We start from the raw sequence: 24,960 nt of genomic DNA, 5'->3' as shown, positions 1-24,960 counted from the left end.
TTTTTAAATGGGATGGTCTTAGTTTGGAGCCACTATTCCGTCTCTGAAGGTGAAATATGGTTGTGCTTCCGGCGCTAGGCTGAAGTCCACTGTTACGAGATAATATGGGCCGAGGGCATTTGCCAACATCTCGGCACGGGCGAATATTTCCTTCTGTTTGCCGGCAAAGATATCCCCCGCGTCGCAGAACATACCCATATAGTGGTTGTCGTGAGAGCGCAACGCTCTGTCCAGTATATAAAAATGATGGGCGTGAATATGGATACTCATACCGGTTTTGTCCCTGACGTCTTTAAAACCTACCGCCGACACGTCGGGATAACCCAGCCAATTCGCAAGGTCGCTGTCATTCATGCCCGCTTCCTGCGATTGTTTTTTGAACTTGGCGGTTTGCTCGTCTTCCGAGTCTTTGATTAACCAGGGTTGGCGTTTGGGAGTATCCGGAGTCCATAGCGGTGCGCTTTCATCTTGGGAATTGTAATGTTTTACCGCATGAAGCAAAGCCTCGTTTTTGGAGTGCGATCCGCTGTCGTCGAAGTAAGCTTTTCGCGAGCCTAGCGCTACCAAAGCCATTTGTCCGGCCAAAACGCTTTTCATGGAATGAAGACTCAGCGGAGATTCTGGCGGAGCGGCGGCTTTAACGCCCTCGGAAGCGGAGTCAAAGCAGAGCTTGACTGTCCTTTGCTGTTCGGGCGACAGGCTTTCTTGATTTCCCCTAAAAACGTATTTTGAATGAAGCGTCGGGCCGTCGGTCAGAAAGCCGTCCATTACGCTTTTGGAGACGGCCGTGGTCGGGCCGAAATGTTTGAGCGGGTCCGGCGCCGGGACAATCATTCCTTCCTCGCTCGGCCAATACGGTGGCGGAGCGTCCCGCAACGCTTCCCTGTTGTATACTTTTTGGGAAAATTCGAAATCCGGATTAGCCTTTGACGCCGGCCGGAAGCCGACACTGACAAACTTCTCCGGCCCGATTAGATTGGCCAAGCCTTCCGCTTTCGCTCGAAGGTCTTTTTGTTCCAATAAGAAAGCCTCGGAAACGTCGGAAACCATGGAATCGAATTCCAATCCGCCCACGTAACCCAGCGGATCTTTGGATTTGTCATGGACGTAAAGGCGAATATCCATTCCGTCAGTTTGCGACAGCCTGCTGATGCTCGATTGCATGACCGGTGGGTAGCCCAGCCAAAAACAAAGATCGTCATAAGGCAGGTTTTCGCTTCCGATTTTTTCCTTGATTTCCTCAAGTTCCTGTTCGTCACGGGTAGTCAGCGCCCAAGTGTGGCCGTGACCGCTGACGCATTCCAGTAATTCTGCTCCGGCTTTTTGGTTGAAAACGGCTACGGTTTGCTTTATCAGTTCGGGCCTTATGCCACATTCCGTCCCGAATCCGTCTTTCAGCCCGGTGACAACCATGGCTACGTGCAATCCAAGCGTTTCCGCCAGCTGGCGGGAATAAGGGGATTCGGGGCCTCGGCCCAATAAATGTTCGGCGCGTAGCGTGACTTCCTTGGCGCATTCAAGGCTTAAATCCAGAAGCCGGTTATGCTCTTCGCTAAGTTCTTTTCGGTCTCCCCTATAAAAATAGCGGCGGTATAAGCGCAATGGTTCCAGATTTTTTCCACCTCTTAGAAAGCCTCCGGGATAAAGGTCGTCGGCCTCGAACGGAGATGCCAAAGGCACCGCGCCGGCGTCTTTTTCAGGTTCCAAAGAAGGTTCGGGAACCACCAGCGGTGGCGGTTTTTCTATTTCCCTGGGCAAAGGGCTTGGTAGCGGGCTTGTCGGGTCTTCGGCCGGATCGGGCAGGTAGGGTAAAGGTTTTCCGGCAATAATGGCCCGTAATTCCGTGATTTTCTCTTTGAATGCGGTTAAGTTTTCCGCTTCCACTATTCGGATTGTCTTCGTCAATAACCCTAGGAAGTAGCGCGCTTCGGTTTGGAAATTTCGGTAACGCATGCCGGTCATCAACGCTATTTTGTCGGCGTGTGACGGTAGGCGGACCAAAGCCTCGGCGAAACCGATTTTCAGCGGAACAGTGTTCGGGTGAACGTTTTCCCTAAGCGGTTCGAGATTGAATATCCGGTCGATCAGGTGGATCGGTTGTGTGTGGTCTTGGGTGAAAAGCCGGATAAAGGTTCTGATCTGGTCGAGGATTATGCCTTCGAGCTTGGTCATTACCGTCATCATTTCCTCGTGTGTGGTGTAGGGCGAGTTGCATTGGTTTCTGAGCGGCGATTTGTAATATCCGGTCAGGTTTAGCCTTTCCTGTTTTTCGTTTGGCGTGGTTCGGAGTATGGCGTTTAGGGCGGTGTTCAGTCCCCAAAGGTTTGACGCCTGATCGATAGCGTGGAGCGTTCCGGTGGTTTTGTCAAACAACATGTTTCCGACATGGAAAAAGGTGCTGAGCCGGTCATGGTTGCCTAGCAAAAGGTCGTAAAGGTAAGTTTCGCCGAGAGCTTCCAAGAAACCGTCGTGTTGGAAAAGCGGCTCCAAGTGCTCGTATTTGCTTCGGTCAAGGTTTATGCGTTTGCTTTCGTCGGCCAAGGCTTCTTGACACTCCGTATCTTTGCCCGAGAGGGCGATTTCCTCGGGAGTCATACCGGGACACCTCTCCCAAAGGATTGCCGTGTAGGGGTCTTTTTGGAAACGGATTTCGTTAAGTTGGTGCTGTAGTGCGCCCAAGCTTCCACCCGTGGTAGGCGTGAGGCCGGGAGGAGCCAAAGCCTTTGTGAAACTGTCCATTTCCGGGCTGAGAGAATGAAGCAAACGTCCTTGCGGAGCGGTGACGTTTTTTCCGAGCATCCGGATCATTCCCGAAGTGAAAAGCTCTTTTTCGGTCTCTTCGCTCATACGTGTTTGCTTCAGGCATTTCAACACCATTGAGGGCTGGTCTCCGAAGGAAACAAAATAAACGTCGGCGCATCCGCCTTGTGTTGGACGATGAATGCTATGCGTATTTGGGCGGGAGAAATCTGTTTCGGGAAAAGAGAAGTATTCTGCCAATAGGGCCTCTTGTGCTTTTGACCGCGAATCGTCGGAACCCCAACCGCAGGCCGGGCTGGCCCATGGAATCGGAGCCGTGGAGGTTGGCGCCATAAATGGCCTTCTGTCTTCGTGTTCGTGGGCTATGCTCTTGGGCGTAAGGCTGGCCAGCGGGTCCGGGGTTTTGGCCGATTCCTCGATGTTTTCGGGGATTTCGCTTTCCGAAGGAAGAAGAACGAAAACCTCTTCCAGGTTTTCCGTCGGCTTTCTCAACGGCCTGAGCGGCAGTTTGCGTACGGGATTCGGAACTGGGCCGGACAGTGCCGGCGGAAGGCCGAGTTCTCTGCGCATTTGGTTGTAGAGCGCGTTGGGCTGAACGTTTGGAGGGTTTAGTGCCACGCCGAGCCAAGCTTCCTGAAGCAACATGGCCAAATCCAGATAAGTGGGGGCCAGTGTATGAAGGCTTTTTTTGTTCCACCAACTCCCCGTCTGCTCTACGGGGACGGTATAGCCGGCGTCTTCCGGGTCCACGCTTAGGCTGAACGCCGGGCTTAGCCTAACGTCTCTGCGCGCCGTTTTCAGGATTTTCCCTGTGAGATCCGAAGGGTGTTTGTCTTCCGATTTTTTTGATGAAGGGTAAATGATCAGCGTCCTGTTCGAAGTCCGCAGGCTTTGGTGGAGATTGGCCAGCATGCGGAAGCCGGACGCCGTAGCGCCGATGCGCCAGATTTTTCCCTTTATGGCCTCGGCTCCTTCCGGAATTTCCGCTCCGGACGAAGTCTCATCGGTTGATTTTATGACAATTGGCCCCGTGCTATCCAAGTTCATCCACCATGAGGAACCGCTTATGTCCTTCAATTCGGGGTTGTCCAATTCCCGTCCTCTTTTTCTGTTCGAAGGAAAAGCGGTGCCTTTGAAGTCTTTGAAAAGGTCCGTCCAGCTTTGGTTAAGCTCCGCCATCAGGTCAAAAAGCAGTTCGTGTTCGCGGTCGAGAAAGCGTTGCCCCTCGCGTATCGGGCGGATTTTGTTGTAGGCGTAAATCAGGCGTTCGATTTCGTGGAGACAGGCCATCCGATGCATCAGGTTGTCTTCCATAATGATGGGCGGAAGTTCGTCGGTAGTGGCCTCGGCTATGATTTTGGCGTAGACTTCCAAGTAGCGTTCGTAATCCTGGATGCGGAACAGAATCCGGCGGAAAATACGCTCTTCCTCGACGGGGCAGACAACGGGCATACGCTTGGCGAAAGTATCCGAAGGCATCAGGCATTGCGCTACCGTTCCGGCTGTTGGCGGGCTGGTTTTCTCTGGGGTCCGGTAGCGGGGGTGTCTGCGTTTTCGGGCGAACATTCGGGATGCGATAGGCCTAACTGATGGTACCCCTAAATGTGGGCCGGAAACGTGCGGGATTGGTACGAAATAAAAATCCCCGCTTACCGACGCTTTTTATGCGCGGCGAGCGGGGATTTTTCAAAAGGAAGACTCCGTTTTACTCGGACACTTCCTCAGATTTTTTGGCTTTGTTCGCCTTGGCCTGAACGTAAATGGCCCAAGCCAACAGAACGATCACGAGGATAGAGCTAATCAAACCGATAATACTACCGATTTTATATGAATTAGGCTCGAATTTAAATACGATTTTGTGCGGTCCGGCCGGCACTATCATTCCTCTCAGGATATAATCGACGCGGGTATGCGGAACCTTTACGCCGTCGATGTACGAGTTCCAGCCCGGCTGATAATAAACCTCCGAGAAAACCGCAAACTGCTCGCTGTTTGAGTTCGTGCTGTAGACCAGCTCTTCGGGATCATATGACTGAAGCTGGATCGAACCATTTCCGTCGAAGTTCAAATCGCCTTTTTGCGGCATTTTGTCCTCGAAGCGACGATCCATAAAGGCCGTGGTTTTCGGGTCGAAGTTTTTGAGCGAAGCCAATTCCTGGTCGGCATTCTCCACAATTTTCAGACTCTTGATAAACCAAGCGTTACCGGCGGCTCCCGGGTTCAGTCTCGCCTCCGGCTGTCCGGTTTGCGGATTTGGCAAGATAAAGTAGCGGGTGTTCAGCATATTGATGGTCTGGATATGCTGTTTGCTCAAATATTCTTCCACCACTTCCTGGTAGCGTTGGAGCTTGATGGCGCTGTATCCGCCCAGTGATTTGTGGAAATACGAAGTCTGGCCGTCGTTAAACGGGCTTCCGGCCAAGTTGAACACACGGTAATGTTTGGTGGTATCGGCCAAGATTTTGATATCGGCGGCGGTTTTCTTGAAGTTGAATTTCTTCAGTTCCTTTTTCTCCGCAAAGCTTTCGTTGTTGAGGTAACGCTTGTTTACCGGCCAGAGGTCGGCGATCACGAGAACGCAGAGAGCTACGCCCAACCACATTTTTTTGATTTTCTCCTGAACGAAGGCCCAAATGAGCCCTGCGGCGATAAGCGTGAAGAGCAAGCTTCTGAAAGCGTCGCCTTTGAAAAGGGCCAAGCGGTCGGCTTTGAGGGCTTCGCTCACGCTGTCGAGCGTTCCGGGAGGAAGTTTTGCTTGTTTAGTCAAGCCCGCCATCAATTGAGCGTCTTTAGGAGAGGTAAACTGAAGTAACGATCCGCCCGCCACGAAGAAGAACAAGGCCAAGAAAGCGGTAACGCCCGTGGCGCCATAGAGGCCTTTGAGCGCATCGGCTTTCGCTATTTTTCCGGTCACGATATTCCAAAGGGCGACCATCCCGAGCAGAGGCATGGCGATTTCGGCCACAACCAGCACCATGGTTACCGTCCGGAATTTGTTATAAAGCGGAACGTAATAGAAAAAGAAGTCGTTGAAGGCCGAGAAGTTTTTGCCCCAAGCCAAAAACAGCGAGAGGATGGTCATGCTCAGTGCCCACCACTTCAGTGGACCTTTTACGGTGAAAAGACCCAGGATAAAAAGGAAGAAAATCACTGCTCCCACATACACGGGCCCGACTGTAAACGGTTGTGATCCCCAATAATTCGGGAAGAAATTCAGCACGTATTCGGCTGTTTGTGGCGGGAAGCCAATTTTGGTCAACGCTTTGTAAGTCTCAGAATCTTTACCTGGGTGTTCATGCGAGCCTCCGCCGTAAAAATATGGAATAAATAGGGTCATGGACTCCGCTTTGCCGTAACTCCAGTCGAAAGCGTAATCTTTGCTCAGGCCTTCGCCTTCGCCTTTGGCTACTTTTGAACTAAGCTCCGAGCCTCCTCGGGTACTCGATTTTGCGTATTCGGCGGTGGACCAAAGCGTCACGATATTCGCCCCGATGGCGATACCGGCGGCGGCGGCCAAGATGGCGGAACGTTTTATAAAATCGGGAACTGTTTTGTTGCGATAAGCCTCGATAGCCTCGAACAAGGCCCAAAACAGAATCATGATCATCAGGTAGTAGCTGATCTGGATATGGCGGTAGTAGATTTCCATACCCAAGAAAAAGGCGGTTATCAGCGCGCCCCGCAAAAGTTTTCCTCGATAAACCAGATAAACCCCGGCGATAACGGGCGCCATCAGCGCAATATCGTAGACCTTGTTGATGTGTCCGGCCAAGATACTGATCATATGGAAAGTGGACAGCGAATAAGCCGCAGCGCCGGCGAAGGCGAACCAAGGCTTGATTCCGAAGGCGTTGAGCAGAATATAAAAACCGACAAAGCCCAAGAACATCAGCCAAATGGGGGCGGGGACTGTTCCCGCTATCACGTTGTGTATTTGGCTGAAAATATTGAGTTTGGAGGACTGCCAAATGGGCATGCCGCTAAAGCTGGAACCCGTCCAGTGGATCTGGCGGTTTTCTTTTTCGTTAAACTCGTGCATTTCGTGCTCGGTGCCCGTAAACTCGATCACGTCGCGTTGCGCAAGCGTTTTTCCCTGGAAAACCGGCGAGAAATATCCGGCCATCAGGACCAGAAAAGCCAGGCAAGCCAGAATGTGTGGTAATATTTTCCTAAAAATCATTCTCGTGCTGTATGTTAAGATATTTGTTTCGTCTAACCCTTTGGGAAGCCCGCGCTTCGCCAGTTAACGAAAAAAAGAAAAAATCGAGAAGATCAAAAGAAATTCCGGTGCTTGCGCAACTAAATAATTGAAGTGCCGTTTTAACTGAACGAACATTCGTTTATATTTGTGGTGTGAGAGCGAAAGACGACGAAAAAGTGTGCCGTGTACATCGGGCGGCGTTGAAGCTGTTTAACGAACAGGGTTTCCACGGGGCATCGATGGGCAAGATTGCGAAAGAGGCGGGAGTTTCCCCGGCCACTTTGTATCTCTATTATGAGAACAAAGACGATATGATTCGCAAGGTGTATTTGCAGGAAAACGCCCGGATGGCCGAGGCCGTATTGGGCAAGATGTCCGGAGAATCGTTCCGTCAGCGTCTCAGAAGCATATTTATGGCTTATTATCACTATATATTGGAGTCGCCGCAAAGCTTCCGGTTTATGGAGCAATATCTGAATTGTCCCTGCCTTTCGGGCAATTGCGTAAAGGCCATGCAAGATTCTTTCGCCGAATTGTTCAAACTTTTGCGAGCCGGAAAAAGAGACGGTTTGCTTAGAAATGTTTCCGACGATATGCTCTTCGCGTTCCTGTTTTTCCCCGTGGGGAAAGTGGCCAAGGCCACATTGACAAAAGCGATGAGTCCAACCGCGGACGATTTGGAAGACATGTTTGACATGTCTTGGTCGGCGGTGAGAGCCTAGGGCTCTTTTATTTCGATTAATTTAAAATGAACGTTCATTCTGTTTAAAATACCTAAAACAATGAGTTTGACAGAAACTACCGTAAACCTGATCGAGAAATTGAACTGGCGTTATGCCGTTAAGAAATTTGACGCCGAGAAAAAACTTAGCGACGAGCAAGTGGAAACCCTGCTTGAAGCCTTGCGTTTGACGCCTTCTTCGTTCGGTTTACAGGCTTGGAAATTCGTAGTGGTGAAGAATCCTGAAATCCGCCAGAGTTTGGTGGAGCATTCTTGGAACCAGCAACAGGTTGCGGACGCTTCGCACCTGATTGTGCTGTGCCGTCAGTCGACTATCGATGCTGGTGACGTTGACCGCTTTATCGCCGAGATCGCCGAGACGCGTAACCTTCCGGTAGAGGCTTTGGGCGAGTATTCTGAAATGATGAAAGGCTTTGTGGGTAATTTTGACGAGGCCACGGCTTCGGCTTGGATGACCAAACAACTTTACATCGCTTTGGGCAATTTGCTTACTTCGGCGGCCGTGTTGGGAATCGACGCTTGCCCGATGGAAGGTTTTAATCCTGTGGCTTATGACGAGATTCTCGGTCTTGAGGAAAAAGGCCTGAATTCCGTGTTGGTTGTTCCTGTAGGCTACCGTGCCGAGGACGACGCTTACGCTGGCCTCAAGAAAGTGCGTCGCGCAACAGAGGACGTGATCATTGAGATCTGATCCTGATGTTGAAGAATACTCCTTGTTTACATACATAAAGACGCTCCTTCGGGAGCGTTTTTCGTTTTTACGGAAGACAGCGAACCGGTTTTTGGCGCTTTTGTTTATCCGTTTGCGATTTTTTTCCCGGAATCTTCCCTTCAGGCCTGAATTTTGATTCTTCAAGATTGTGTTTCCGCCCTTATCGGGTGGTTTTGTTTAACCGTTCTAGTCTTGATACCGAATTGAGGAAGCCAAAAAAGGATAAGTGAAGCGAATGATTTGATGGAATTCGGGGAAGGCGAACATAAGTGTCTTTCTGATGAAAAAACCGAGAATCTTGACCCCAAACCTCAGCGCCAAAGAGAGGTACGATCTAGTTTGCGAATTGTCGGATTATGTGGACGATTTGGAGCTTGACGGTCTACTAAAGTTTCAGAACGAACTGAAACGCAATAAGGTAAGCCGTTATTGCAAAACGTTGGAGCGCCGTCACCGGCATTTTAACCACGGGCGTTATTACCTTTATGTTCAGTTTGTGGGAGCTTACAATACTTGGACGCCGATTTTCAAAGCGCAGGAAAGCCGGAGGTACCGCCTACATTACCTTACCGATTTGGATTCGCCCAAACAGATGCTCAATACATTGACGGCCCATGCGATCGCCCGTTTTAAGGAGCGCTGCTTCAAGGAGGATGCCTCGTTTGTGGATGTGGCGCACGCGATGTTGAGAAGCAAGAAAGTGCTCGGTGATTTGAGCCTGAAGCTGAACGGAAGCGTATATGTGTTTACGGAATTGGGAGTGGGAATTGGTGAGGATAAGCTTGTGGACAAAATCCACTACGAGCGCACTATAAAGACATTTATCAATTACGAAATGCTGTTCGGCCAGCAACGGCATGACTTCGGCGAGCACTTCGAAAAGCTTTTGGTCAACCGGTTTATTTGTCACCGACCTACATATAAATTTCTATTGAAGAAAGCAAAAAGCATGAAACTGCCTGCCGAAAAGATCGAGTTTTTGAAAGAAAACTACGACGGCAGAACCAAAATCAACAGGGCGAAGGACTGTATAAAAGAGATTCGCCATAGGCTAAACAACGCTCCGGTAATACCGAATTACAAGTATATTATTCCTTCCAATGTCGGCTTGCCTCATCTAATTCCGAAAAAAGGTGAGGGGAGTAAGTTGAAGGCTTATGTGTGAGGTTGCTTCGTTTTCTTTGGAAAAAAGCCTTCCGATTTCGGGGGGCTTTTTTGTTTGGGTAGTAGTTCGAACGAGATTTAGTGTTTGTCTCTATTTCCCTGGCTGGAAATCCGCTCCAAAATCCCGTAACTTCCTCTTTTAATTCGAAAAAATACGGCGAACCGCCGCCGATAAAGATACCGATGATGAAAAATCCGTTTTTGGAAGAATACGATACTCCGTTTGGCGTTCCGCCTTTCGGCGAGATTGAATTGGAGCATTACCTGCCGGCTTTTGAGCGGGGAATGGAGGCGCAACGAGCCGAGGTAAGCGCAATTGTCGAAAATCCGGATTCGCCTACTTTTTCCAATACCGTGGAGGCTTTGGAACGGAGCGGGGCTTTGCTTGACCGTGTGAGCTCAGTGTTCCAGCCCTTGCTTTCCGCCGATACCAACCCGGAAATGCAGGCCTTGGCTTCGGTGCTGGCACCGAAACTTTCCGAGCACCGTGATGATATTAGCCTGAATGCCACTTTGTTTGGCAGGGTAAAGTCGGTTTATGATAATCGGGAGACTTTGGATCTTTCGGTGGAGGAAAATACTTTGCTGGAAGAGACTTACAAGAGCTTTGCCCGTAACGGAGCGGAGCTTTCCAGAGAACGACAGGCGGAATTGCGCAAAATAAACGAGGAGCTTTCCGTGTTGTCGCTCAAGTTTGGGGAAAACGTTTTGGGCGAAACCAACGCTTTCGAGCTGTTTTTGGACCGGAAAGAGGACTTGGCCGGACTGCCGGAAGCCGTCGTTATTACGGCCCGAGAGGAAGCCCAAAAATCGGGAAGGGACGGGGGCTGGCTTTTTACGTTGCATCACCCGAGTCTGATTCCGTTTTTGCAATATTCCCGGCGAAGGGAATTGCGCAAGCGGATGTTCAAGGCTTACGTCAACCGTGGAGATAACGGCAACGAACGGGACAACAAAACCAACGTTTCCCGGATGGCCTCTTTGCGGGTTCGTCGCGCGAAGCTGTTGGGCTACGCTACCCACGCCGATTATGTTTTGGAAAAAAGCATGGCCAAAACTCCCGCCAATGTCCTCGGTTTGCTGGATCGTCTTTGGACGCCGGCTTTGCGCAGGGCCAAAGACGAGGCTAGCGAAATGCAGGCGATGATTGAGGGCGAGGGCCACGATTACGTTTTGGAACCGTGGGATTGGTGGTATTACGCTGAAAAACTAAAGAAAGAAAAATACGAGCTGGACGAGGAGGCTTTGCGTCCGTATTTCGAGTTGGAACGCATGCGGAGCGGATTGTTTTCCGTGGCCGGCAAGCTGTTCGGCTTGGGTTTCGAACAGCGTTCGGATATTCCGGTATACCATACCGAAGCGGAAGTATTTGAAGTGACCGAGGCCGGAGGCAAAACGCTTGGTTTGCTGTATATGGACCTTTTCCCGAGAGCCAGCAAACGGGCCGGCGCTTGGATGACGAGCTTCCGCAAACAGTCCGGCGCAAAGAGCGGAGCCGTGTTGCCGTTGATTTCCGTGGTTTGCAATTTTACCAAGCCGGTCGGCGATGCGCCCGCCTTGCTTAGTTTTGAAGAGGTGAACACGCTTTACCATGAATTCGGTCACGCTCTGCATGGCCTGTTGTCGGAGTGTGAGTACAAGAGCCTTTCCGGCACGGCGGTGCCCCGGGATTTTGTGGAACTGCCTTCGCAGATTTTGGAGAATTGGGCTTCGGCGCCGGAAGTGTTGGGGGAGATTGCCCGCCATTACAAAACGGACAAGCCGATACCGGAGGAAATGCTTCGCAAAATGGACGAGGCATCGAAGTTCAACCAAGGCTTCGCTACGGTGGAATATCTTGCGGCCTCGTATCTGGATATGGCTTGGCATACGCTGGAAGACGATGCGCCGAGAGATGTCGCCGAATTTGAAAAGCGGACACTGGACGGTATCGGGCTGATGCCGCAGATTATTTCGCGTTATCGCAGTACGTATTTTAGTCATATTTTCTACGGAGGGTATTCGTCCGGATATTACAGCTACATTTGGGCGGAGCTGTTGGACGCCGACGCTTTCGGGCGCTTTAAGGAAACGGGTCTTTTCAATGCCGAAACGGCCGAGTCTTTCCGGAAAAATATCCTTGAGAAAGGAGGGACCGAAGATCCGATGACGCTTTACCGCCGTTTCCGCGGTTGCGATCCGGAGATCGGGCCACTGTTGGAGCGGAGGGGATTGGATTGATACGACCATCAAATTTTTCAACCTAAATAAACTCTTATGAAAAGGCTTCTTTCCTGTGTCGTTTTGGCTTTGCTTGTCTCTTGCGGTAGCCGAACCCAGAATACGAATGAAAAACCTTCGAAAGCCAAAGTGAAGGCGGAGACTGCGGAAAAGAAAAAGACGATAACGAAAGCTGTTGAAAAAGCTACTGTTCCCGAAAAGCCCAAAATTCCAAAGATTACCGGGCCGGCATTGAGCTTTAAGAAGGAAACAAAAAGGGCGTTTGTGATCGGACAAGCGGTGGCGCAGTATGGCGAAGACTTAAAGCCTTTGGTCACCCGTAATGATCTGGATGGCCGTCCGGTTCGGGTATTGGCCGTTTCCGATAGTCTTTACAGCCACGAGGGGAAAGAAGCCGATATTTGCAACGCGTTCAATCTGGTTCAAGTCGGATTGGCGGATGAGAAAATCTGGCTCGACGGCCGGAATGTCTATAGAGTTGACGCCGATACCAGCTTTGTGGTGGGCGGAAAGGATTTTACGGTTTGGCGCACATTGTATTACGGGATTGATGTGGCGCATGAAGGCGAGCTGGTAGGTTGCTTTAGCCGTAAGCCGATGGTTTTGGAAGTGCCGGCTTCGGATTATTTCGGTTTGGTAAAAGAGGAAAGGACGGAATTTACAACCGGAAGTCCGTACCCTTATTTCGAACTTTTGTCAGACGAAGGAAACCTTGACGATATAGTGGGGGTGGAGCCAGGTGCCGACAGTATTTCTTTCACCTTCAAGCTCAAACGTACGTATATGGAAGGGGGCGCTCGCATTAGTCTGAAAGTGAGTCCGACGGAAAAGGGCGGTTATTCGGCCCGGATTAAGAGTTTGGAGGAATATCAGGAAGGATCTTAACCGAAGAAATATGAAGATAAAAAACCTAATACTAACAACCGCCCTACTCTTGGCGGGCTTGGTTTCAAAAGCCCAAGACACCGCCAAGGAAAAGGAAATAGCGGAAATAAAAGCTTACCAGCAGGCTTGGAACAGAACCTATGCGGATCCGAAGAAATCGCCTTTGGCGGTGAAAGACCGAGAAAGCTTCAAAGGCTTGGCATTTTTTCCGATCAATCTGGAATACCGCCTTCAGGCCAAGCTTGTGAAAGACGAACAGTATAAGCGCCTGCGTGTGCGTACTTCCGACGGCAAAGTGCGTGAGTACGTGCGCTTCGGAAAGTTGTATTTTACGCTTGACGGCAAGAGCTTGACTTTGGAAGCCTACCAGCCTGCGGATTTCCGCAAGCGCACCTCCAGTCTGTTTGTCCCTTTTACGGATAAAACCAACGGCGACACGAGCTACGGTGGCGGTCGTTATCTGGATTTGGAGATACCTGAGCATGGTGGCTCGTTGATTCTCGATTTCAATAAGGCGTACAATCCATATTGCGCTTATAATAATCGCTACAGTTGTCCGGTACCGCCAAAGGCCAACCGTTTGCCGGTGGCGATTCCGGCGGGTATGGCCGCGCCCGACGATCATTGAGTTATTCTGAAGAATATTGTTTAGGCTTGTTTGTTGGCAATCTTACTGGCTGTTTTTGTTCTGGAATGCTAAAGACATAAAGTTTGTCATAGCGAAAAAGCTTTAACCAAAAGTCCTTGACGGTGCGGTGCTGTCAGGGATTTTTTGTTTTTGGAGTTTTGTGAAGCTTAGTTTCTGGAGAATCTCGGTTAGTCATATTCGTATGTGTATACGAATTGGATTTGGTTTTGGCAATATGTTTTAATCCTTGGCTTGAACAGGTAATTATACCTAAAGATAGTGTTGTGGTGGATTTTCAACCGAAAATTCTTACGGAATAGTGTAGTTTGAGAGTTGTCTTATATTTGAGGCTATTTTAAAAATCATAGATTGGTTTTTCATTTTAAAAATAAGGAGAGTGTAGATGTATATTGTCTCTTTTGAGTGTATATAGAGAGTAAGGGGAGGATCGAAAAGTGTATTCGTGTATTTTATAGGGTGAATATTGGGTTGTAGACTTTTGTTCGTTTCTTTTTTGAAACACCCGGTTCAAATGTTCGCTATTATGTATCACTTTGTTTTGTTGTTTTAAACGGTATGAGTTACTTTGAAAAGGATAATTTCAACGTTGTTTGGCACTTCGCTATTTTTGGGGTTTGAGAGTGTTCTTGCGTCGGAGTTTCCTGTTTATTAAGGCCTTCTGTTTAAGGCTGTTGTTATTGTGTCTGTCTTTGGTTTTTGGCGGCGTCTTTTTGCCAATTTTTCCGGGCAGTTGTGAATTTATGTTGGATGTTGTTTTCATATTTACCTTTCGTGTAGATGGAAAAGCTGACGGAGTTAGAGTTTGAGCGAATGTACGGAACCTACTACGGTAGGCTTTGTGCGTATTCCTATCGCCTTGTGAAGAATAGCGAGGAGGCGCAGGAGCTGGTGGACGAGGTATTTATGGATATGTGGGAGAAAGGGACTAAACCGGCGGAAGAGGACAAACTCCGGGGTTATCTGTTTCGGTCGGTACTTTATAAATCCGCGAATTGTCTGAACCGGCGAGAGGTCAGGAGAAAGTATGAGGCCGAAACTATCCGTACCGGTACTTTTTCGGAAGATCAGGTGAACCAGCTTTACGCTTACAAGGAGCTTTACGGTGAGTTGGACAAGGCAATTGACAATTTGCCGGAGCGTTGCCGTGAGGTTTTCGAGATGAGTCGTTTTTCAGGCTTGGGCAATAAGGAGATCGCCAAGGAATTGGGGGTCTCGGTCAAGGCCGTGGAAGGGCATATAACCAAAGCTCTCTCCAAGATTAGGACACATTTGATGAGTAAAGGTGTGGAGCTGGTGGGGCTTTTGATGGCCGTGGAGGTGATTAGAAAAACTAGCGGAGAACTTTTTTTTAATTTTTTTTAAAACAGAGCTAGGGTAAGACCGGGGTTTGCTTGACGTATTCTGTGAGGCATGGAAGAACGAGAACTGATATTGACCCGATACTTGTTTCAGGAGGCTACCGAAGAAGAGGTGGCCATGGTAGAACAGTGGTGTAAAGAAGATCCGGAATTTAAGGTAACGGTGGAGAGGCGTAGAGTGTTACTTCGCCAAACCAGAGCCGGAGCCGAGGTTTTGTCCGGTGTTTTCGCAGACAAAGGAGGAACGGAATCTTTGCGCCAGCGTACCGAATCCAGAAAGAGACAAAGCGTTATTGGTAAAAAGCCAGAGAAAGCGGTTGTGTCCATTTGGAAAACTAATGCTTTTTGGGGTTCGATGGCAGCTTCGGTTCTTGTTTTATTCGCCCTGAGTTATTCATTTTTGAGCGGTGATTCCGAAAAGGAATATTCCGATTACAATTTGGCGGTTTCGGACAGTTTCGGGATTTATGAACACGGAGGCGGGCACAAGTTATTCCCGTTGCCAGCCAAAGGCATTGATCTGGCGGGTTTAAAACACAGTTCCGATACGGTTTTTTACGGTGACGGGCATCGTGACGCTTTTGGGTCGGAGCTGATGCACAAAGCCGTTGTGCCCGAAGGTGAGCGTTTGGTGCTTTATCTTTCCGACGGTTCACGGGTGTTGCTTGGAGGCGGTAGCGCTTTGGTTTATCCAAAACGTTTCGGTCCGAAGAACCGAACTGTGGCTTTGAATGGCGAAGCGGAGTTTGAGGTGACCAAAGACGCTTCCAGACCGTTCTCCGTACTGACGGAAAGCGGAGAGGTGAACGTTTTGGGGACAGTTTTTAGAGTTCGTGCCCGTGAAAATTCACAGGAACAGGCAGTTAGTTTGCTTGAAGGTTCCGTTTTGGTCCGCTTTACGGATACGGGCAAGGAATTTAGGCTTAAGCCCGGCCAGAGTGTCGTAAGAAGAGGCGAGCGTGTAGAACTCTCGACAGGTACTTTGGAGTGGAAAAACCTGGAGTGGAAACGCGTTACTGGAAAGGTGACCTTGGATTGTGGAGGAAAGACTTTGGGCGAGATGATACCGGAGATTGAAAGTTTTTATGGACTTAAAATAGTGTGCGAAAACAAACGTCTGTTGGACGTAAAACTAACGGGGACATTCTCAGGAAACGATGTCTCCGAATTGTTGCGTGTCCTGGGCCAGTCGGAAGACTTGGAGTATGTCTTTACGGACAACAGAACGCGTTTGTATCTTAAGTGAAGGGCGGAAGAATAGTTGCGGGCTAGTACCTTCTGATTTTTCCTGATGTTTTTGGAGCGAGTCGTTTGCGCCAACGGGTAGCGTATGCCCTTTTGGTTGGTTCTGCGGTGTGTCATAAAGAATTTAAACGGAGGCTGGGCTTCGGACGGAAGCCCGGCGGATATAGGCAGGCTTGGGCCTTCGCGTGCTGCTTTCGGGTAGTATAGCGTTAGGCCTTATGCTCTTTCCTTGTGTTGGAGTATACCTGCCGGGTTGCGGTAGCGCCCTGTACTTAATCTTTTTTCAAACCTAAACCAAAGCCTATGCGTTGACAGCTACATTTTCATTTTCAAATAGGGATACCTCTTGGATAGAGCGTTGCCCTAAAGTTTTTTGAATATCGGGAAGAAAGGATCCGTTTTCCCTTTGTTCGAATGATTTTCATGTGATGAAATTACAGGTTTCGGGTCTCCTTGCCATACGGGGCGCCGGTAACCAGAGCTTTTTCATTCCGATGACATTTATTCTGCCGCTTCCGCATTAGGCGGAGGCTATTACTATTTGATCCGATATTCGGATTCGGTTAGGTTGTATGATTTTTATCCGTGGGGAAGATGCCGTTTTCCGTTTTCGATTTCCTTTTTACGCGTGCTTCCGTACGCTTACCAATGGCCGTATGCGCCACCTAATTGCTTATTTTCTATGAAAAAAAATTTTTACCCGTTAAGGCAAGCGGCTTTGCTGTTCTTGCTTTTGCTCTATGGCTGTAACGACGACGTCGATCATTACGACATTCCCGGCACCTTGGGTGACAGGATAGTCTTGGCCATGGAAAAACAAGGAGACCTTTCCCAGTTTGTGAAGGCTATCGACCTGATAGGCAAACGCGAAGACTTGGAACGGAGCGCCTACACTATTTTTCCCCCTACGGACGAGGGGATGCTTAAATATTTGAACGATGTCCATGGGGTGAGTGACGTGAGCGAACTTCCAGAAGAGACGCTACGGATGCTTGTCAATTCCCATGTGGTGCGTAATATGATGTCGTGGGACCAGATGAAACGCCTGAACAGATCAGGAGGTAAAAAGTGGGGCGAGATCAAAGGCGAGGAAGGTTTCGGGAGCAGTGGCAATGACTATCACCGTTTCAAGCTACAGACCATTTATTCCCCTTTGCCGTTTCCTACGACAGACCCCGAAAACGGCACCGTAAAGAAAATCGCCAGACAGGAGGCCTATCTCCCGATTTTCTATTTCCATCCGGATTCGGGCATTTTGGAGGAGGACGATTACAATTTCGTTTTTCCCGACAGCAAGTTTACGGGATTTAACGCCGGAGACGCGATAGCTTTGCGTCCCGACCAAAAATCGCTGAACGGTTTTTACCATGTCCTCGACCGGGTACTTCCCGTAGCGGAACCTTTGGAGACTATTCTGGCAGAGCGTGAGGAGTTCGCTACTTTTTACGAATTGCTAAACCGTTTTGCGCGCTACAGTTTCAATTCCGCCGCTACAAACGAGCAACTTGGGGAGGTTAAGGATTCGTTGTTTACCAAAACCTACGGTTCGCATGATCTTGACTGGATAGCCAAAGACATTTTCATGTCAACCAAATACGGTTATTACCTCAGTATGGTCAACAACGCCACGATTCCTAATTCGGAAGTGCTGACCAATTATCTGGAAAGCGAATTTGTGACGCCGGGCTTTTACGGTTCTATCAGCGATATTCCGGACGATGCGATCAAGGTTTTGTTGAAAAATCACTGTCTCTCCGTGCGTGACCGCACAAATCACTGGCTTAGGCCTTCGGAATTGGGACTGTTTGTGGGAGGTAATTTGGAGCTGTTGTCGCTGGAAAAGTCGAACGTGCTCTCCACGGATTTCTGCAACAATGCGGTGATCTACGAAATCAATACCGTATTGGCTCCCAGACTTTTCAAGTCCGTTACCAAGCCTTTGGTTTTTGATCCGAAGTATTCGTTTATGCTCAAGATCGTCAATCGGGTAGAGGCGGTTACCAAAAACCAAGTCGTGGCTCGGGTAATGGACCCGGAGATTATGTCTACGGCGTTTATTCCATCCGACGAAACGATGAGGAAGCATGGTTTCGAATATGACGAGGAAAAGGAGAAGTTCAGCTATACCGATCCATTTTTGGGCGAAACGAGGACAATGAGTGACAGCGATTTGCGGGACTTTGTGGAATTACACTTAGTATCCGGAAAAGATGTGCAGGACCTACAGACCAGATATTTCGCCAGAACACTGAGCCCGGGCCGTTATCTGGCCATTAAGGACGGAAACCTTATTGCCGGAGGCAACTATGAACTGAACGACACGAAGCCAGTCCAGATTTTGGGCAAGGACGAACGCGGATATAATGGAACGTTCTATGAGATTGACGATGTCTTGTGGCGTCCGAAGAGAACCATATCGGATTTGTTGGCCAATGAGGATATCGACGAGTACAAGGAGTTCCGCAAATTATTGGAGAATGCCGGCCTGTTAAAGAAAGGCTTTGTCAGCTTGTTGGCCGGTCAGGAAGAGATGACCGTTTTGGTTCCGACAAACGAAGCCATAGAGGCCAATCGCGACAAGATTCCCCAAGATTTGGAAAAACTGCGCAGTTTCCTGGCCTATTTCTTTGTGCAAAACAAGGCGGTCTATTCAGATGGCGATTTTTCAGGAAGGCTTGATACCAAGCAGGAGATCAAAAGGAAAGTATATCGTAAGATTAACGTGACGAACGCCCCCGGCGACCTTCGTTTCACGGACCTTTCCGGCAACGAAGCGCGGGTAATAGAGGACGAGCGTTTCAGTAATCTTCTTCTCTCCGAAGGCACAATACAACTTATCGACAATATTCTGGTTGGCGAATGAATTCATTTAACAAAACTATAATGTTTATGGCCTTGGCTTTCCTTTGGTCCTTTTCCGCTGTGGCGCAAAAGGGGCAATTGGTCCAAGGTTACGTAAAAGACGCCAAAACCGGGGAAGGCCTCCCCGGCGTAACGGTGGTCGAGGTGGATCAGGAAGAACGTTTTGTGCACGGTGTGGTCACCGACCTTAACGGCTTCTACATGATCAAACTGACGGAAAACAACTCCAAACTGCAGTTTACTTCCGTAGGCTATAAAAGGATAATGCAACCCGTAAACGGAAGCTCGAAGATAGACATCGGAATGCGGGAGGAAAATACCGAGCTGGAAGTGGTGACGGTACAAGGCGAGCGCTTTACCAGCGATGGCTTTATCGCTATCCGGGATAAGGCGACCGCCATCAGCCAAGTGAAGCTTGATGATTTGGACGCCCTTCCTGTGGCTTCTGTGGATGAAATGTTGCAGGGGCAGATAAGCGGTGTAGATATCACGGCCGTTTCCGGCGATCCTGGTGCGGGTATGCAGATCCGTATCCGCGGTACGGCCACGATAAACGGCGACCGCGAACCGCTGATTATCCTTGACGGTTTGCCCTACGATGTCCAGATCGACAATGATTTCGACTTCAACTCGGCCGATAACCGCGATTACGGTGCCATGCTTTCCATCGCCCCGGACGATATAGAGACGGTGGAGATTCTTAAAGACGCCGCTTCGGCCGCCATTTGGGGAGCGAAAGCCGCCAACGGTATTATCCAGATCACTACGCGCCGTGGCCGGAAAATGAAGCCTCAGCTTCGCTACAGTTACAAGTCTTTCGTGTCCGTACAGCCGGATCCCGTTCCGATGCTCAGCGGTGGCGATTACGTGACGTTGCAGAAAGAAGCGCGCTTTAACAGAAACGCTGGCAAGACGGGAGACAACTTCCCCGAACTAAACTACGATGAAACGTGGGAATATTACTACAACTATAGCCAAAACACGGATTGGCTCGACGAGATAACCCAGATGGGAACGAGCGGAGAGCACAACGTGTCGCTTACCGGCGGTGGCGAAAAAGCGCGGTACCGTGTCGGCCTCGGTTATTTTGACCAAGAAGGAACGACCACGGGCACAGGCCTCCAACGTTTGACTTTCCGTTCCAATTTGGACTATACGGTATCGACCCGTTTGGTGGTAAGTTCCGATTTCTCATACACCCGTTCGGATAACCAAAGAAGCTACTACGGAAACGAGCGATCATTGGCTTACCGGAAAATGCCGAACCAAAGCGTTTACGAATACGACACTTTGGGCGTGCGTTCGGACCGTTATTTTTTGGATCCGCGCGCCGAAGCTTACCAAGGCCGTGGAATGTACAACCCGGTGGCGGTACTGAACGAGGCTCGTCACTCTTATCTCGAAAACCGCTTGCGATCGGTGTTTAGGGTTAATTACAGCATTACGGATTATTTGACTTTGACATCCAACCTGTCGTTCGACTTGGTAAACGGCCGGACAAAGCTGTTTATGCCCGAAGCCGCCTCAAACGCTTATATGAATGAGAGTGGCATCAATAAGTCATCGGAAGGGTCGTCGGATATTTTTACGACCCAAACGCTCACTAAGCTGATCTATACGCCGAATCTCGGTGCGGACCATCAGCTTACGGTTTTGGGTCAGTGGCAAACCCGCGAGTCCAGGAGCTCAAGCTATTCGGCCACGGCGGGCGGATTGCCGTCCCAGTATTTTGACGATCCCGGAGCTGGCGGAGGACGTGTCAACGCGCTGTCTTCCAGCAACGGACGTAGCCGTAGTATGGGCGCCGTATTGAACGGTCATTATAAATGGAAAGACCGCTATATTTTAGGCGGTGGAGCAAGGGTAGACGCAAGTTCCAACTTTGGTGACGGCACCAAATGGGGTATGTTTCCCTTCGCTAGCGCTGCTTGGCGTATTTCGGAAGAGGATTTCTTGAGCGAAGTAATGTGGGTCAACGATATCAAGATCCGTGGTAGTTACGGAGTAAATGGTCGCGCGCCGTCAGGCAATTCGCATTACAGTATCTACAAGACGGGCTCGCAGTATATGTTCCAACCGAATGTGTACCCGTCAAACGTAAAGCTCAATAATCTGCGCTGGGAAAAAGTGGTGCAATATAACCTCGGTTTTGAGTCCGCGTTGTTCGACAACCGCTTGCATATGGAATTCGATGTATACCGAAAAACGTCTACGGACTTGCTTTGGACGTTGGAACTTCCTACAGCTACAGGCTACAGCGCTTTGACCCGTAACCAAGGAGGCTTGGATAACAAAGGTATAGAGCTTTCATTGCGTGGCGAAGTCTACAAAACCAAGGATTGGAGAGTCAATCTTCAGTTCAATATCTCCAAAAACATTAACACCGTGGAGGAAGTTCCCGACAATTTCCGTCTTGAGCGGGGCAACTTGTTGGAGAACGGCAACTACGCCACCCATATTTCCGAAGGCGACCCGATAGGCGGATTCTACGGCTACACTTACAAAGGCGTTTACAAAAGGAACGAGGACGCCGTGGTATACGACAAATTCGGCGAAGTGGTGATAGACCAGAACACCGGCAAGCCGATGCGCATGATGATGAAAGGTTCCAATTACGTGTTCCAAGGTGGCGACGCCATCTACGGCGACCGTAATTACGACGGTTTTATCGATGAAAGTGACGTGGTGTTCCTCGGATCCAGTAATCCGGAGTTTACAGGCGGATTCGGTGTTCGGGTGCAATACAAAGGCTTGAGTGTCAGTTCTAATTTCCATTACAGAGTTGGGCAGGATATCGTCAACATGTCGAGGATGAAATCCGAAAACATGTACAACACCGACAACCAAAGTACGGCCACAATGCGCCGGTGGAGGTTCCCGGGCGACGATACCGACATTCCGCGCGCCGTGTTCAGCGACGGTTACAACTGGCTCGGGTCAGATCGTTTCGTGGAAAATGGCTCTTATTTGCGTTGGAAGAACCTCTCGTTCAATTACCGCTTCGACAAAAAGTGGTTGCGCAAATACAGCCTGAGCGACCTTTCGGTATTTTTCACCGCCTACAACCTGTACACTTTCACGAACTACACCGGACAGGACCCCGAGGTGCCGTTGGGAACGGATCCGTTCTTCTTCGGAATCGACAACGCCACCACGCCGCCTAGCCGCACGTACACGATGGGTCTGACCGTAATTTTCTAAGCGATGAAAAGATTTTTCAACATTTTTCTGGCCGCGCTGACTTTGTTGGCCACGGCCTCTTGCAACGAGTGGCTGGATGTCAGTCCGGAGAACGATATCACGCTGGAGGAGTACTGGAAATCCAAGGAAGATATCCGAAACGCGTTGAACGGTTCGTATGAACAACTGGCTTCGCAAGCGAATACTCTATTTCTGTGGGGCGAAATCCGTTCGGGATCTTTGGCTCCCGGAGCTAAAGACGACGACGAGCGTACCAAGGACTATTCGAAGCTGATGCGTTTGGAGGTTTTGCCGAAGAACAGCGTCAACGCTTGGGGCGGAATATACAAGGCGATCAACTACGCCAACACGGTGCTCAAATACGCTCCGCAGGTTCGTACTTCCGACCGCTCGCTTACCACGAAAGAGCTCCGGGCCTTTGAGGCCGAGGCGTATTTTATTCGCTCGCTCTCTTACTTCTACCTGTTGCGCACTTTCCGTGATGTGCCGCTTTACTTGGATCCCACCGATACCGACGACGTGGATTTGTTCCTTCCAAAAAGCGAACAGCGTGTGGTGCTTGACCAAATCATCAAAGATTTGGAATGGGCAGAACGTTACGTAAACCAAGGTTTTGAGGTCATCGAGTTCAACAAAGGTTGGGCTACGAAAGCGGCCGTGCAGGCTCTTCTCGCCGATGTTTACCTTTGGGACGAACAATACGACAAAGCCCTTTCGATGTGCGACAAGGTTATCAACCGTTCGTCGCATACTCTGATCGACGGTGATCGTATGGATATCATTTTCGAGGAAGGAAATACGCACGAGGGAATTTTCGAACTGCAGTTCCATAAGGACGGCGGGCAGCGTAACGATTTCAAAAACCTGTTCGGTCGTAAGGATCTGTTGCCGAGGGTATTCGGCAGTCCAGTGATTTTTGATCAATACGAGGATGGAGATCCAAGAAGAATACTGGCCTTGGGCGCTTCCGAAGAAGGCCTATTGGTCGGGAAATACGCTTTGGGAAGCAACTACGAGGATGAGGGAGCCAATTGGGTAGTCTACCGCTACGCCGATATTTTGTTGATGAAAGCCGAAGCTTTGGTGGAGAAAGGCGACTTTTTCGGTGCCCAGCAGGAGCTTAACAAAGTGCGTGAACGCGCTGGCCTCGGACCGAAGATCTTTAACGGAAACCTGCGCGAAGCCGAGGACGTCTTGCTGGCCGAGCGCTCCATGGAGTTCGCTTACGAAGGCAAGCGTTGGTTCGACATTCTGCGCTTCTCCAAGCGCCGGGACTATTCTCGCCAAGATTTGCTGATCAGCGTTCTCACCGCCAACGTCGACCCGACGGAGCAGGCGCGCTGGATCAGTTTGCTTTCCGACCCGATGAGTCATTACCTGCCTATCCACTACGATGAGGTCAGGAGCAACAACCTACTCGAACAAAATCCTTACTATGAATAATCTTGGATTTATGAAAAATATAATCCTGAACAGATTGGCAAAACTGGGAGCATTGTTGCTGGTGCTGGCTTTCGGCGCCTGCGACGAGGTGGACAAAGACGCCGTCTTCACCGACGACAATCTCCAGACGGCCATCCAGTTTATGGAAAACGACCCGGAAGGCCGTTTCGAAGAATGGCTCAAGGTGATCGAGGCCTCGGATTATTACGGAATGGTAAACGCCCGCGGCTCGTACACGTTTCTGATTTGCGAAAACGAGGGCGTACAGTCCTTTTTGGGCAACCGTTCTTTGGAGAGCATGGAAAAAGCCGAGGTTAACCTTTTGGTGAAAAGTAACATCGTGATGACTGACTATTTCAGTTACACGCTGAACCAAGGCCCGATGGGCGACACCACCATGAACGGCAACTACCTCACCGTAATGTTCGGCGCCGGAGGATTCAGCAATATGCTTGTTAACCAGAAATCGAAAATCGTGAACCGCGATATCGAATGCTCAAACGGTGTGGTGCATATTCTGGACAAGCCGGTGGAACCTATCGGACAAGGAGTCCACGGAACGTTGGTGGATATCGGAGAGTTCGGGATTTTCGCCGAAGCCGTTGAGAAAGCGGGTTTGGTGGATACGCTGGACCTGATGACTACACCCGAGGGTAAAAAAGTCCGCTATACCGTTTACGCCGAAACCGATCAGGCTTTCGCCAAAAAAGGCGTTAAGGACTTCGCCGGTCTGGTTGAGTTCTTGGGAGCCGGAACGGATTACACTTCCAGAACAAATGAACTCCACAGATTCGTGAGGCACCATATTATTTCGGGCAAAAAATACTCGAACCGTTTGGCTTCGGACATTATCCTGACCGCCGGCGGAACCATGGTAAGGCTGGACAAGAGTCAGGAGCTAAGCCAAGTGTTCGTGAATCCCGAATACGACATTTTCGAGGAAGTGATTCCCGAAGAATCGAACCGCCTGGACTTGGGCCGCCTCGATTATCAGTCGAAAAACGCGGTGATCCATGCGCTGGAAGACGTGCTCACCATCAAAGAGCTGGCGCCGGCTACGGTTTACGACGATATGGGCGCCGTACCCGAGCTGGACGAATACCGCTGGGACGCCAAGTACAAGGAATACCGCTTTTGGGTAAAGGATGTGGAGCGTTGGCGAGGCGAAGGTTACGACAAGTTCGCTTATCGCTACTACACCCATATTGGTGGCCTGCATGAGTCCGACAACTTTATCTGTTACTCGTCGTCGTCCGGTTGGTTCGAGTTTGAGACCAAACCGATCCTGAAAGGAAAATACGAGGTTAGCCTTCGTGTGGGCGACACAAGATCGGAAGGAAGCTACAAGGTGTACATGGACGACGTGCTTTGCAAGAACGTAATGCCTCCGAGAGCCGGGTCTTTCGTTTTGGGCGAATACGAATTCGATAAGAACGAACCGCACGTGATCAGACTGGAATCCTTTACGGGAGGCCGTTTGGCGCTGGATGTGTTCGTCTTCAAACCGGTAAACTAAAA

The 24,960-nt window shown here is 49.8% G+C and carries 14 protein-coding genes; 12 read left to right on the top strand and 2 right to left on the bottom strand.

Annotated features, from left to right (window positions below):
- Nucleotides 1-18: 18 nt before the first annotated feature.
- Nucleotides 19-4,326 (bottom strand): hypothetical protein, encoded by a 4,308-nt coding sequence (locus AABK39_RS14870; protein WP_338392133.1) that lies wholly within the window; start codon nt 4,324-4,326, stop codon nt 19-21.
- 139 nt (nt 4,327-4,465) lie between these two features.
- Nucleotides 4,466-6,940 (bottom strand): glycosyltransferase family protein, encoded by a 2,475-nt coding sequence (locus AABK39_RS14865; RefSeq protein ID WP_338392132.1) that lies wholly within the window; start codon nt 6,938-6,940, stop codon nt 4,466-4,468.
- A 173-nt stretch (nt 6,941-7,113) separates the two neighbouring features.
- Here AABK39_RS14865 and AABK39_RS14860 point away from each other — a divergent pair, with 173 nt between their 5' ends.
- The 12 genes from AABK39_RS14860 (at nt 7,114) to AABK39_RS14805 (ending at nt 24,958) form a co-directional block, all read left to right on the top strand.
- Nucleotides 7,114-7,683 (top strand): TetR/AcrR family transcriptional regulator, encoded by a 570-nt coding sequence (locus tag AABK39_RS14860; protein WP_338392131.1) that lies wholly within the window; start codon nt 7,114-7,116, stop codon nt 7,681-7,683.
- Between the two features lie 60 nt (nt 7,684-7,743).
- Nucleotides 7,744-8,394 (top strand): NAD(P)H-dependent oxidoreductase, encoded by a 651-nt coding sequence (locus tag AABK39_RS14855; protein WP_338392130.1) that lies wholly within the window; start codon nt 7,744-7,746, stop codon nt 8,392-8,394.
- A gap of 301 nt (nt 8,395-8,695) precedes the next feature.
- Entirely contained in the window at nt 8,696-9,580 is an 885-nt protein-coding gene (locus AABK39_RS14850) for a hypothetical protein (protein ID WP_338392129.1), read from the top strand.
- Between the two features lie 182 nt (nt 9,581-9,762).
- On the top strand, nt 9,763-11,799 hold the full coding sequence (locus tag AABK39_RS14845; protein WP_338392128.1) for a M3 family metallopeptidase: 2,037 nt from the start codon (nt 9,763-9,765) through the stop codon (nt 11,797-11,799).
- Between the two features lie 36 nt (nt 11,800-11,835).
- On the top strand, nt 11,836-12,684 hold the full coding sequence (locus AABK39_RS14840; RefSeq protein WP_338392127.1) for a hypothetical protein: 849 nt from the start codon (nt 11,836-11,838) through the stop codon (nt 12,682-12,684).
- Between the two features lie 10 nt (nt 12,685-12,694).
- The gene (locus AABK39_RS14835; protein WP_338392126.1) at nt 12,695-13,312 is read left to right on the top strand and encodes a DUF1684 domain-containing protein; all 618 of its coding nucleotides are present in this window, start codon (nt 12,695-12,697) and stop codon (nt 13,310-13,312) included.
- Between the two features lie 798 nt (nt 13,313-14,110).
- Complete coding sequence (locus tag AABK39_RS14830; protein ID WP_338392125.1) at nt 14,111-14,695, top strand: RNA polymerase sigma-70 factor; 585 nt, start codon at nt 14,111-14,113, stop codon at nt 14,693-14,695.
- Nucleotides 14,696-14,743: 48 nt separating this feature from the next.
- A complete protein-coding gene (locus AABK39_RS14825) occupies nt 14,744-15,937 on the top strand; it encodes a FecR family protein (protein ID WP_338392124.1) in 1,194 nt (397 codons plus the stop codon).
- A gap of 681 nt (nt 15,938-16,618) precedes the next feature.
- Nucleotides 16,619-18,799, top strand: a complete 2,181-nt coding sequence (locus AABK39_RS14820; protein WP_338392123.1) for a fasciclin domain-containing protein — start codon at nt 16,619-16,621, stop codon at nt 18,797-18,799.
- 26 nt (nt 18,800-18,825) lie between these two features.
- Nucleotides 18,826-21,999: a SusC/RagA family TonB-linked outer membrane protein gene (locus AABK39_RS14815; protein WP_338392122.1), complete on the top strand. Its 3,174-nt coding sequence runs from the start codon at nt 18,826-18,828 to the stop codon at nt 21,997-21,999.
- 3 nt (nt 22,000-22,002) lie between these two features.
- Nucleotides 22,003-23,442 (top strand): RagB/SusD family nutrient uptake outer membrane protein, encoded by a 1,440-nt coding sequence (locus tag AABK39_RS14810; protein ID WP_338392121.1) that lies wholly within the window; start codon nt 22,003-22,005, stop codon nt 23,440-23,442.
- A 10-nt stretch (nt 23,443-23,452) separates the two neighbouring features.
- Nucleotides 23,453-24,958, top strand: coding sequence for a fasciclin domain-containing protein (locus AABK39_RS14805; protein ID WP_338392120.1), 1,506 nt, complete (start codon nt 23,453-23,455; stop codon nt 24,956-24,958).
- The last annotated feature ends 2 nt before the right edge of the window (nt 24,959-24,960 follow it).

It is taken from the genome of Fulvitalea axinellae, from assembly GCF_036492835.1.
Classification (GTDB): domain Bacteria; phylum Bacteroidota; class Bacteroidia; order Cytophagales; family Cyclobacteriaceae; genus Fulvitalea; species Fulvitalea axinellae.
Note: the sequence above shows the minus strand (reverse complement) of the source record. Positions and strands in the feature narration are given on the sequence as shown.